The 11623-nt window shown below is 69.7% G+C and carries 11 protein-coding genes; 7 read left to right on the top strand and 4 right to left on the bottom strand.

Annotated elements, in window-relative coordinates:
• Positions 1-137: 137 nt before the first annotated feature.
• Together ACLFOB_RS11600 and ACLFOB_RS11595 are read left to right on the top strand one after the other, a co-directional pair.
• Complete coding sequence (locus ACLFOB_RS11600; protein WP_410917954.1) at positions 138-674, top strand: CIA30 family protein; 537 nt, start codon at positions 138-140, stop codon at positions 672-674.
• Between the two features lie 477 nt (positions 675-1151).
• On the top strand, positions 1152-2591 hold the full coding sequence (locus ACLFOB_RS11595) for an amidase (RefSeq protein WP_410926160.1): 1440 nt from the start codon (positions 1152-1154) through the stop codon (positions 2589-2591).
• Between the two features lie 85 nt (positions 2592-2676).
• Here the strand turns inward: ACLFOB_RS11595 and ACLFOB_RS11590 are convergent, their stop codons facing one another.
• Positions 2677-3438: an NAD kinase gene (locus ACLFOB_RS11590; protein ID WP_410917952.1), complete on the bottom strand. Its 762-nt coding sequence runs from the start codon at positions 3436-3438 to the stop codon at positions 2677-2679.
• 178 nt (positions 3439-3616) lie between these two features.
• Between ACLFOB_RS11590 and glyA the strand changes: the two genes are divergently transcribed.
• Both glyA and ACLFOB_RS11580 read left to right on the top strand, forming a co-directional pair.
• On the top strand, positions 3617-4912 hold the full coding sequence (gene glyA, locus ACLFOB_RS11585) for a serine hydroxymethyltransferase (protein WP_410926159.1): 1296 nt from the start codon (positions 3617-3619) through the stop codon (positions 4910-4912).
• Positions 4913-5023: 111 nt separating this feature from the next.
• Positions 5024-5794 carry an alpha/beta fold hydrolase gene (locus tag ACLFOB_RS11580; protein ID WP_410917863.1) on the top strand — a complete coding sequence of 257 codons (771 nt, stop codon included), beginning with the start codon at positions 5024-5026 and terminating at the stop codon, positions 5792-5794.
• Position 5795: 1 nt separating this feature from the next.
• Here the strand turns inward: ACLFOB_RS11580 and ACLFOB_RS11575 are convergent, their stop codons facing one another.
• Both ACLFOB_RS11575 and ACLFOB_RS11570 read right to left on the bottom strand, forming a co-directional pair.
• A complete protein-coding gene (locus ACLFOB_RS11575; protein WP_410917861.1) occupies positions 5796-6746 on the bottom strand; it encodes a LysR family transcriptional regulator in 951 nt (316 codons plus the stop codon).
• A 77-nt stretch (positions 6747-6823) separates the two neighbouring features.
• Positions 6824-7138, bottom strand: coding sequence for an arginine transporter (locus ACLFOB_RS11570; RefSeq protein WP_410917860.1), 315 nt, complete (start codon positions 7136-7138; stop codon positions 6824-6826).
• Between the two features lie 195 nt (positions 7139-7333).
• Between ACLFOB_RS11570 and ACLFOB_RS11565 the strand changes: the two genes are divergently transcribed.
• Positions 7334-8053 carry a DUF1194 domain-containing protein gene (locus tag ACLFOB_RS11565; RefSeq protein WP_410926158.1) on the top strand — a complete coding sequence of 240 codons (720 nt, stop codon included), beginning with the start codon at positions 7334-7336 and terminating at the stop codon, positions 8051-8053.
• Positions 8054-8057: 4 nt separating this feature from the next.
• Here the strand turns inward: ACLFOB_RS11565 and ACLFOB_RS11560 are convergent, their stop codons facing one another.
• Positions 8058-9068 (bottom strand): Hint domain-containing protein, encoded by a 1011-nt coding sequence (locus ACLFOB_RS11560; RefSeq protein WP_410926157.1) that lies wholly within the window; start codon positions 9066-9068, stop codon positions 8058-8060.
• 117 nt (positions 9069-9185) lie between these two features.
• Here ACLFOB_RS11560 and lepA point away from each other — a divergent pair, with 117 nt between their 5' ends.
• Entirely contained in the window at positions 9186-10988 is a 1803-nt protein-coding gene (gene lepA / locus ACLFOB_RS11555) for a translation elongation factor 4 (RefSeq protein WP_410926156.1), read from the top strand.
• Between the two features lie 277 nt (positions 10989-11265).
• On the top strand, positions 11266-11623 hold a 358-nt coding region (locus tag ACLFOB_RS11550; protein WP_410926161.1), incomplete at its 3' end, for a transposase.

The raw sequence follows: 11623 nt of genomic DNA, 5'->3' as shown, positions 1-11623 counted from the left end.
TAAAGGCGCTTCGCAAGCGCCTTCACGCGATCCGGAGGATCGCGTCGCCCGCCGGGGCGGGCGCAAGGGCCTTGCAAGGCCCTTGGCGCGCGCGACCGGCGCCCCTACCTGAATGCCATGATGCCAGGGAGTCCTCCATGCGCCACGTCCTCGCCCTCTGCCTCGCGCTTGTGGCCCCGCCGGCCGTGTCCGACATGCTGATCGAGGACTTCGCGCAGCCCTCCGACTCCGAGTGGCGCTTCTTCACCGACCAGGTGATGGGCGGCGTCTCGACAGGACAGGCCGGTATCGTGCGGGACGACCGGCCCGCGCTGCGCCTTACCGGGGAGGTCAGCACGGAAAACCGCGGCGGCTTCATCCAGGCGCGGCGCGATCTGCCCGGCGGCCTGCCCGAAGACGCCACCGCGCTTCGGATCACGGTGCGTGGCGACGGACAGCGCTATTTCCTGCACTTGCGCACCACGGGCACGCGTCTGCCCTGGCAATACTACCAGGCTGGCTTCGAGGCGCGGGAGGACTGGACCGAGCTGCGCGTGCCGCTGTCGGCCTTCGAGCCCTCAGGCCGCTTGCTGCGCCGCGACCTGCGGCCCGATGCGGTGCGCTCGGTCGCGCTGGTCGCCTATGGCCGCGATCACGAGGCCCGGGTCGAACTGGCCCGCATCGTGGCGGAGTGAGGGGCGCCTTGCAGGCATTGCCGGCCCCGGCTAGCCTCCCGCAGCGCAGACAGGAGAGATCGCGGTGGCCGCGACACCCAGGGCCTTGCCTCCGACCGGGTTTCCGGACGCCCCATCCGATGCCGACGGCGCCACACCGCGGACGAGCCTGACGCAAGGGAAGTCAGGCATCGCCACAACGCAGCCATCCTGTGACCGGCCGCGAGGCGACAGCCCCGGTCCTGCGATCGGGCACATGCGTCACCGGCGAACCGGCATTTCGCGCGCGACCGGGCCGGCAGCGTCGCCCGGCGCCCGGATCGGGCCTGTTGCGCGGGATCGGATCGTGGCCTGCCGGACCACGCTGCGGGGGAAGGAGATCCGGGCGCGCAGCGGCCCGGGCGCCGGACGCGGCGGACAATTCATGCCATTCCCTTGCGCCCTCGTGGCGATGCTGCGTCCGCCCGACCCCGCCTTCGCCATCTGAAAGGAACTCCGATGCCCGACCCGATGCTCCCCGATCTCTGGCGCCTTTCAGCCACGGAGACAGCCGCCATGATCCGTGACGGGCGCCTGACGGCGCTGGCCGCGACAGAGGCCGCGCTGGCACGGATGGAGGCGGTGAACCCGCAGCTGAACGCGGTGGTGGAAAGCCTGGCCGAAGAGGCGCTGGAGCGGGCCGGCGCGCTCGACGCCGCGCAGGCGGCGGGCAAGCCCCCGGGGCCGCTGCAGGGCGTGCCGGTCACGATCAAGGTCAACGTGGATCAGGCCGGGCACGCCACGACCAACGGCGTTGCGGGCTACCGCGAAATCGTCGCGCCGGACGACGCGCCGGTGGTGGCGAACCTGCTGCGCGCGGGCGCGGTGGTGATCGGGCGGACCAACACGCCGGAGTTCTCGTTCCGCGCGGACACCGACAACCCGCTTTACGGGCGCACGCGCAACCCCTGGGGCGACCACATCTCGCCCGGCGGCTCCTCCGGCGGGGCGGGCGCGGCGGTGATGGCGGGGATCGGCGCGCTTGGGCACGGCAACGACATCGGCGGCAGCCTGCGGTTTCCCGCGGCGGCGAATGGCGCCGTGACGGTGAAGCCAGGCCTTGGCAGGGTGCCGGCCTACAATCCCTCGCAGAAAGCCGAACGCGGGATTCTGGCACAGGCGATGTCGGTGCAGGGCGTCCTGGCGCGCAGCGCAGCCGACCTCGCGCTTGCCATGCCCGCCCTGATCGCGCCCGATCCGCGCGATCCCTTCCATGTGCCGCTGCCCTGGGCAGGCCCCCGGCTGGAGCGGCCGCTCCGCGTGGCCTTCACCAGGGACTGCTTCGGCTTCGCGCTGCATCCGGAGGTCTCGGCGGCGCTCGATGCGGCGGCGCAGGCGCTCTCGGCCGCAGGCTACGAGGTCGAGGAGGCAACGCCGCCCGCCATGCCCGATGCGGCCCGGGTGGGCTACCGCGCGCTGCTGGGCGAAACGAAGGCGCTGCTGTCGGGCGAGTTCGCGCGGCACGGCTCACCCGCCTTCCTAGCGCTCTTCGAGGAATATTTCCGGCAGTATCCGCCCTTCGAGGGAGCGGAACTGCTGTCCGCCATGGCGCAGCGGACGGCCTTTGCACGCGACTGGGCGCTCTTTCAGGAACGCTATCCGCTGACGCTCACACCCTTCATGGCGCAGCCTTTTTTTGCGCCCGACCGCGACCTCGAGGGCGCCGAGGGGATGATCGAGGCGCTGGGCTCGGCGCTGTGGTCCTTCGCGATGAACTTCATGGGTCTGCCTGCGGGCAACGTGCCCGCGCGTCTCGCCGATCTGCCGCAGGGGCCGCAGCCTATCGGTGTGCAGATCGTCGGTCGCCGCTGGCGCGAGGATCTGGTCGTCGAGGCCCTGATGGCCATCGAGGCGCAGATCGGCCCGATGGCGCCGCATCTCTGGGCGCGCATGGGGTGAGGCGCCGGCGATTTTTCGATCGAAAAATCGCCGGCGCACGGCGCGGCCTTCCGCAGATTTTTCGGACGAAAAATCTTCTCCGGCGTCAGACGAACTGCTCCTGGATCAACCGCTCTTCCAGACCGTGGCCGGGATCGAAAAGCAGGCGATGCGCGATAGCGGGTTCGGAGCGCACCTCGACACGGACCACGTCGTGGGCCGCGCGGCTGTCGGCGTCGGCCATCACCGGCCGCTTGTCGTGTTCGAGCACGTCGAATCGCACCTGCGCGGTCTTGGGCAGGAGCGCGCCGCGCCAGCGGCGCGGCCGGAAGGGCGCGATGGCGGTCAGCGCCAGCACGTCGCTGCCGATGGGCAGGATGGGGCCGTGAGCAGAGTAGTTGTAGGCCGTCGAGCCCGCCGGCGTCGCCACCAGCGCGCCGTCGCAGACGAGCTCCTCCATCCGCAGCTTGCCGTCCACCGTGATCCGGAGCTTGGCCGCCTGCGGGCCTGCGCGCAGGAGCGAGACCTCGTTGATCGCGAGCGCCTCGTGAACCCTGCCGTCGGCCCCCTCGGCGCGCATCGAGAGCGGGTTGATCACCGTCTCTTCCGCGGCCTCGATGCGGGCGATCAGGTCGTCCTCGGAATATTCGTTCATCAGAAAGCCCACGGTGCCGCGGTTCATGCCGTAGACGGGCGCGGGCAGGTCCTTGGTCCGGTGCAGCGTTCCCAGCATGAAACCGTCGCCGCCCAGCGCGACGATCACCTCTGCCTCTTCCTCCGGCGCGTCGCCGTAGCGCGCGACGAGGCGCGCGCGCGCCGCCTGCGCCACGTCCCAGTCCGAGGCGGTAAAGGCGATCCGGCGGCTCATCTGCGGTCCTTTCCGCGGGGCATGGCGTGCCGCGCGACACAAACACGGATCGCCGCGGCATGCCAGCCCGTGCAGGGCGCCGCGCCGCGTCCCGCTGTCGCGATGCCGCAATACACGCTTCCCCGGCGGCGCCGTATGGGGTAGGACCGGGCGCATCCCGCGACAGGAGGATGCGCCCATGAACGCCCCGCACCGCGACGACGGTTTCTTCACCGAGACGCTCGAGAGCCGCGACGCCGAACTCTTTGCCGCCCTTCGCGGCGAGCTTGGACGCCAGCGCGACGAGATCGAACTGATCGCCTCCGAGAACATCGTCTCCGCCGCCGTGCTCGAGGCGCAGGGCTCGGTCCTGACCAACAAGTATGCCGAGGGCTATCCCGGCCGGCGCTACTATGGCGGCTGCCAGTGGGTGGACGTGGCCGAAGAGCTTGCCATCGAGCGCGCCAAGGCGCTTTTCGGCTGCGGCTTCGCCAACGTGCAGCCCAACTCGGGCAGCCAGGCCAACCAGGCCGTCGCGCTCGCGCTCCTCAAGCCCGGCGACACGATCCTGGGCATGAGCCTCGACGCGGGCGGGCACCTGACGCATGGCGCGCCGCCGAACCTGTCGGGCAAATGGTTCAACGCGGTGCATTACGGCGTGCGGCGCGAGGACAGCCTGATCGACTACGACGAGGTCGCGGCGCTCGCGCGCGAGCACAAGCCGAAGATCATCATCGCCGGCGGCTCGGCCGTGCCCCGGCAGATCGACTTCGCCCGCTTCCGCGCCATCGCCGACGAGGTGGGCGCCTGGCTGCACGTGGACATGGCGCATTTCGCGGGGCTCGTCGCGGGCGATGCGCATCCCTCGCCCTTCCCGCATGCGCATGTCGTCACGACAACCACGCACAAGACCCTGCGCGGCCCGCGCGGCGGCATGATCCTGACCGACGACGAGGCGCTGGCGAAGAAGTTCAACTCCGCCATCTTCCCCGGCCTGCAGGGCGGCCCGCTCATGCATGTCATCGCCGCCAAGGCCGTGGCCTTCGGCGAGGCGCTGCGCCCCGAATTCAAGGCCTATGCCAGACAGGTCGTGAGCAACGCGCAGGCGCTGGCGGAGGAGCTCATGAAGGGCGGCCTCGACATCGTCACCGGCGGCACGGACACGCATGTGCTGCTGGTGGATCTGCGGCCCAAGGGCGTGAAGGGCAACGCCACGGAAAAGGCTCTGGGCCGCGCCCACATCACCTGCAACAAGAACGGCGTGCCCTTCGACCCGGAAAAGCCCACCGTGACCTCCGGCGTGCGCCTTGGCTCGCCCGCGGGCACCACGCGCGGCTTCGGCGAGCCGGAGTTCCGCCAGATCGGCCGCTGGATCACCGAGGTCGTGGACGGCCTTGCCGCGAACGGCGAGGAGGGCAATGCCGAGGTGGAGGACAAGGTGAAGCGCGAGGTCGCCGAGCTTTGCGGGCGCTTCCCGCTCTATCCGCAGCTCTGAGCGCGGCGCTCGTCGCGCCCTTGAGGGCGCTTCTCGCGACGACCGACCGGATGGGAGGGAGGAGCGCCCGCGAGGCTGGCAAACGGGGGCATGGCGCGCTAGGCACGCGCCATGATTGCCCTGACCCGTTACGGAACCCCGTCTGATCGCCCGCCGCTGGTCATCGCGCACGGGCTTTTCGGCTCTGGCCGCAACTGGGGCGTGATCGCCAAACGTCTGTCCGACGCGCGCGAGGTGCTGGCCGTGGACATGCGCAACCACGGCGACAGCCCGTGGACCCGGCGGCACGACTACCCCGGCATGGCAGCGGATCTGGCCGAGGTGATCGCGGCACAGGGGCGCGACTGCGATCTTCTGGGCCATTCGATGGGTGGCAAGGCTGCCATGGTGCTGGCCTTGACTGCGCCGGCCAGGCTGCGGCGCCTGATCGTTGCCGACATTGCCCCCGTCGCCTACGGCCATTCTCAACAACCGGCGCTCGACGCGATGCGGGGACTGGACCTTGCCTCCATCGGCAGCCGGGCCGAGGCCACGGTCGCGCTGGCCGAGCGGCTGGGCGGGACAGCGGAGGCCCGGGGCCTTGCCGCCTTTCTCGCGCAGTCGCTCGACGTGAAGGCGGGGCGCTGGCGGCTCAATCTGGACACGCTCGCGCAGGACATGGACGCGATCCTGGGCTTTCCGGACATCGAAGGCCGGTTCGATGGCCCCGCCCTCTTTCTCGCGGGGGCCGAAAGTGATTACATCCAGCGCGCGCACCGCGACGCGATCAAGGCGCTCTTTCCCGCCGCGCGCTTCGCGAAGATCCCCGGCGCGGGCCACTGGCTGCATGCCGACAAGCCGCGGGAGTTCGAGGCCGCCGCGCGCGCCTTTCTCGACGCCTGACTCACGCGAGCGTCCGCAAGTCCCCCTCGAGCCAGGGCAGCTGCGCCAGCGCGGGTCCCACCACCTGCGCCTGCACCAGTTCGCACACCGTGCGCGCGATGTCCTGCGGCACGGGACTTGCCCAGTCCGCACCGGAAAACAGCGAGATGGTGCGCGCGAAAGGCGCGAAGGGCAACGGATGCGCCGCGATCCGGTCGTGCAGGCGGGCTGCGCGCATGTAGCCCAGCGGCGTGGTGATCGCCCAGCCCGCGCCGCGCGCCACCAGCACCATCAGGGCCTGATGCGCCCCGATCTCGAAGCGTTCGGGAAACTCGGCGCCTTCGGCCCGCAGATGCGCCTCGATCGTGCTGCCGATCAGCTGCGCGCGGTCGTAGCGCAGGAACGGAAGGCGCTGCAGCGCCGCGGCCCCTTCGAGCGGGCCGCGCGGTGTCACGAGGATGAAGGGGTCGCGCACCAGCGGGTGCTCTTCCAGCCCCTCGACCGGCGCCGCGGGCCGCGCCGCGACCCCCAGATCCAGCCTGCGCGCCGCCACCGCCGCCGTCACCTCGTGGCTCGGCGCCGTCACGAGGCGGAAGCGGCAGCGCGCCATGCTCTCGGCCAGGATCGTGGCAAGGCGCGGGGTCAGGTCGTTGTCGAAATCGTCGATCATGCCCAGCGCCAGCGTCGTGAGGCCCGACAGGTCCATCATCGTGAGTTCGGACCGCGCGAGCCGGAGCTGCGCCAGAACCTCGCGCGCACGGGTCAGGAAGTGCCGCCCCGCGGGGGTCAGCTGCATCGGCCGGCGGGCGTGATCGACCAGCGCGGTGCCGAGCGCCGCCTCGAGGTTGCGCATCTGCTGGGAGACGGCTGGCGCCGACAGGCCGGTGCGCGCGGCGGTCTCGGCGACGGAGCCGGTGGCGGCCAGCGCCTCGAACACCTCGAGCCCCCTGAGAGTCACGCCCTTCAGTCCCATCGCCCCCTCCCGGAACGCGCCGCTCCGGCGCCCGGAGGCTTCTGAGCCCTGACTGTCCAAGGGTCAAGCGCCGCCGATCAGCGGTAGCGCGCGCAGCTGCGTTCCACCTGATCGCCGAAGGCACTGTAGCGCGTCCAGAATGTCCGGTGCGCGGGATTGCCGGACTGCCGGATGTCCTGCGCGCGCTGCGGGTTGGCATAGAAGCTCGCGGCAATCCGCTGGTCCGCGCGGTCGAGTTCGCGGTCGGCCACGGCCTGGATGCAGCCGCAGAGCGCCGGGCTGGCCGATGCACGCCCGGAGCCCAGACAGGTGCTTTCGATCCTGCCGCCGCCACAGCCGGCCAGCGCGGCAAGCGCCGCAACGGCGAAAAGCCCGCGTCCCGCTAGGATCATCGCATCGCACTCCGGAATCCGCTCGACAAGGATGCCTCTGGTCCAGCCGTCGCGCGGCCGGTGTTTTTTGCAACCATGCCCTTTGACGCATGATTTTTCAACTCGCCTCGCGCAGAGCGCCGGTATTGTCACGCGGGACTTGACCGGGAAGCCTGCCGGATCATCCTTTTCCGTGGAGGAAGCCGGAGTCCGCCGATGCGTCTGTCCCTGCTTGCCGCGCTTGTCCTTGGCCTTGCCGCGCCCGCCGCGGCGCAGGATGTCGACCTGGAACTGGTGCTTCTGGCGGATGCCTCCGGCTCCATCGACGCCGACGAAATCCGCTTCCAGCGGCAGGGCTACGCCGAGGCGATCACAGACCCTTCGGTCCTGCAGGCAATCGCGGAGACCGCCTACGGCAGCATCGCCGTAACGTACGTCGAATGGGCCGGCGCCGACAGCCAGGGCGTGGTCGTGCCCTGGACGGTGATCGCGGGCCCCGACAGCGCCGCGCGTTTTGCCGAGGCGCTGATGGGTCCGCCGCGCATGGCCTATGGGCGCAACGCCATCGGTTCCGCGCTGCTCGCGGCCAAGCGGCTGATCGAGGAGAACGACATCGACGGCTGGCGCAAGGTGATCGACTTTTCCGGTGACAGCCCCAACAATTTCGGCGGCCCCCCGATCGGGGCCGCCCGCGACGAGGTGCTGGCCGCCGGCATCACGATCAATGCGCTGGCGATCCTGTGCCGCTTCTGCTCGGGCCAGGCGGGCGGCGGCGCCAACCTCGAGGCGATCTACGAGGAGCGGATCATCGGCGGCCCCGGCGCCTTCGTCGTCACCGCCGACGACATGGAAAGCTTCGCCGACGCGGTGCGCCGCAAGCTGATCCTCGAAATCTCCGGAACGGTGCCGGGCGCCCCTGCGCTGGCTGCCCGCTAGGGCGTCAGCCGGCCAGCAGCAGGCCCGCCTCGTGCCGCCGGACAAGGGGGCGCGCCGGCGCGCCGTAGGCCGCAGGCCCTCCCGGCAGCGCGGCAGCAAGCGCCGCGCGGTCGGCCGGGGACAGCGCCGCGAGCGCCTCGGGGCCGGGATAGAAGCTTTCGGCCGCGATGCCCTCCGCCAGCAGCAGATCGTGCCGGGGCAGTAGCAGGTGAACGTAGTGCACCATGCCGCCCGGCACGCGCCGGATGCCGCGCCCGTCCACCAGATGCGCCGCCGCGACCAGCACCTCGTCCGAGCCGATCAGCAGCTCGGCCCGCCAGCTGCGGATCAGCAGCCGATGCTGCGGCGAGACGCGAAGCGCGCGCGCATTGCCCAGCCGCCCGGCGGCGATCTCGACCGGCGCCCAGTCGCCTCTGGCCGGCATCCGGGTCCTTCCGGCCCACAGCACGGGCCGCGCGCTCCCATCGGCCGTCAGCACCGCATCGCCCGCGCGGATCGCATCGGCCGGCCGAAGCCCGTCCGGCGTGGCGATCAGCGTGCCCGCGGCATAGCAGAGCGGCGTCGCGTAATCGGCCACGAGGAAATCCGGCCCTTCCTGCGCGGAGACGACCGTCAGCGGAACGCCCGCGGGCGGAAAGCCCCCCGGTCCGCCGATGAAGGCCAGCCCCTCGACCGTCGCATAGGAGGGGTTACTGTCGTTCACGTTGAAGCCCACGACCTGCCAGCTGTTCGTGCCGTCGCTGAGCGTGAGGCCGTATTCCGCCTCGACCGGCGTGTCGTCATCGTAAGTGATGCCGTTGAGCGTCTGCGCGCCGTCCAGCCGCTGGCTGCCGTCATTGTCGGAAAAGCTGGCGTCGTCGTCCCGCACCGCCACCGCCTGCCAGTCCGGCGCGTCGAGCGTGATCGTCCGACCCACAAGGTGCGAGCCGTCGCCCTGCGTCACCCCGTCGAGCTGACCGCCGTCGGAGATCGTCAGCTTGTCCTCTTCCAGAACGTAGATCGTGTAGTCCGGCACTGCAGCCCCCGCGTTCGCAGCGAAGGTCTATCGCCTGATCGTGGTCAAAAGATGAAGCGACGGCGGCGGCAAGACGGCCCATTGACCGCCCCCCGAAACCGCCGCATATCCAGCGGCATGATCGATCGCCGCCGCATCCGCAACTTCTCCATCGTCGCCCACATCGACCACGGGAAATCCACCCTGGCCGACCGGCTGATCCAGCTCACCGGCACCGTGGCCGAACGCGACATGAAGGAGCAGCTGCTCGATGCCATGGACATCGAGCGCGAGCGCGGCATCACCATCAAGGCCAACACCGTGCGCATCGACTATCCCGCGCAGGACGGTCACACCTACATCCTCAACCTGATCGACACGCCGGGCCACGTCGACTTCTCCTACGAGGTCAGCCGCTCGATGCAGGCGGTGGAGGGTTCGCTGCTGGTCGTGGACGCGACGCAAGGGGTCGAGGCGCAGACGCTCGCCAACGTCTATCAGGCGCTCGACGCGGACCACGAGATCGTGCCGGTGCTCAACAAGATCGACCTGCCGGCCGCGGACGTGGAGCGCGTGAGCGAACAGATCGAGGACGTGATCGGCATCGATGCGACCGACGCCGTCCATATCAGCGCCAAGACCGGCGTGGGCATCCCCGACGTGCTGGAAGCCATCGTGCGCCGGCTGCCGCCCCCGCCCGAGGGCGACGCGGACAAACCGCTCAAGGCCATGCTCGTCGATTCGAAATACGACGCTTACCTGGGCGTCGTGGTCATCGTGCGGGTCATCGACGGCGTGCTGAGGAAGGGCCAGCGCATCCGCATGATGCGCACGGGGGGCACCTACGACATCGACCGCGTCGGCGTCTACCGCCCCGCGATGAAGGACGTGGACGAACTCGGCCCCGGCGAGATCGGCTATATCACCGCCTCGATCAAGCAGGTGCGCGACACCCGCGTGGGCGACACGATCACGACGGAGAAGAAGGGGTGCGAGACCCCGCTGCCCGGCTTCAAGCCCTCGGTCCCGGTGGTCTTCTGCGGCCTCTTCCCCGTGGACAGCGCCCAGTTCGACGACCTGCGCGACGCGATCGAGAAGCTGGCGCTCAACGACGCCTCCTTCACCTACGAGGTCGAAAGCTCCGCCGCGCTGGGCTTCGGCCTGCGCTGCGGCTTTCTCGGGCTCCTGCACCTCGAGGTGATCCGCGACCGGGTCGAGCGCGAATACGACATCGAGCTCATCACCACCGCGCCTTCCGTCGTCTATCACCTCTACATGAAGGACGGCGAGATGCGCGAGCTCAGCAATCCCGCCGACATGCCGGACCCCTCCCACATCGACCGGATCGAGGAGCCGCGGATCAAGGCCACCATCCTCGTGCCCGACGAATACCTGGGCGAGGTGCTCAAGCTCTGCCAGGACCGCCGCGGCATCCAGCAGGACCTGACCTATGCGGGCAGCCGCGCCATGGTGGTCTACGACCTGCCGCTGAACGAGGTGGTCTTCGACTTCTACGACCGGCTGAAATCGGTCACCAAGGGCTACGCCAGCTTCGACTACGAGATCACGGGCTACCGCGAAGACAAGCTGGTGAAGATGTCCGTGCTGGTCAACGACGAGCCGGTGGACGCGCTGTCGATGATGGTGCACCGCGACCGGGCAGAGATGCGCGGGCGGGCGATGTGCGAAAAGCTCAAGGAGCTGATCCCGCGCCACATGTTCAAGATCCCGATCCAGGCGGCGATCGGCGGCAAGGTCATCGCGCGCGAGACGCTCTCGGCCCTGCGCAAGGACGTGACCGCCAAGTGCTACGGCGGCGACGTGACGCGGAAGAAGAAGCTTCTGGAGAAGCAGAAGGCCGGCAAGAAGAAGATGCGCCAGTTCGGACGGGTCGAGATCCCGCAGGAAGCGTTCATTTCAGCGTTGAAGATGGATGGGTAGAATGCTTGTTTTCCCCGATTTCACCACAGAATCTCGGTAATGCCCCACCGGGTGGTGTAGGAGGCCGCGCGCGGAGCCTTTTGGCGTAGCGCAGCGCGCGGCCGTACTGGCGGCCACCGCGCTTCTTCGTAGTCTGAGGTTGTTCAACGACCGACGACAACGAAGGAGAGCACGATGACCGAGACCATGATCGACCTTCCGGGTGTGATCGCCAAGAGCGATGGTGAGACGCGACCGTGGCCGCAGATGCGGCCGCGTAAGCGCGGCGAACGATTTTCTGCGTGAGTTGGTCCAGGACGCCGCGCAGCGGCTGATGGATATCGAGGTGGCCGCCGTGTGCGGCGCGGGGCATGGTGAGCGAAGCCCCGAGCGGGAGAACCAGCGCAATGGTTACCGGCCGCGCCAGTGGGATACTCGGGCAGGCACCATCGGCCTGAACATCCCGAAGCTGCGCAAGGGCAGCTATTTCCCGACGTTTCTGGAGCCGCGCCGGACCGCGGAGAAGGCGCTCATGGCCGTGATACAGGAAGCCTACATCCACGGTGTCTCCACCCGGGCGGTTGACGACCTGGTGCGCGCGATGGGTCTGACGGGTACCTCGAAGAGCCAGGTGTCGCGGCTGTGCGAGGGTGAGC

Source organism: Rhodosalinus sp. (assembly GCF_046542825.1).
Taxonomy (GTDB): domain Bacteria; phylum Pseudomonadota; class Alphaproteobacteria; order Rhodobacterales; family Rhodobacteraceae; genus Rhodosalinus.
The sequence above is the reverse complement of the archived record's forward strand: the minus strand, read 5'-3'. Positions and strand labels throughout refer to the sequence as shown.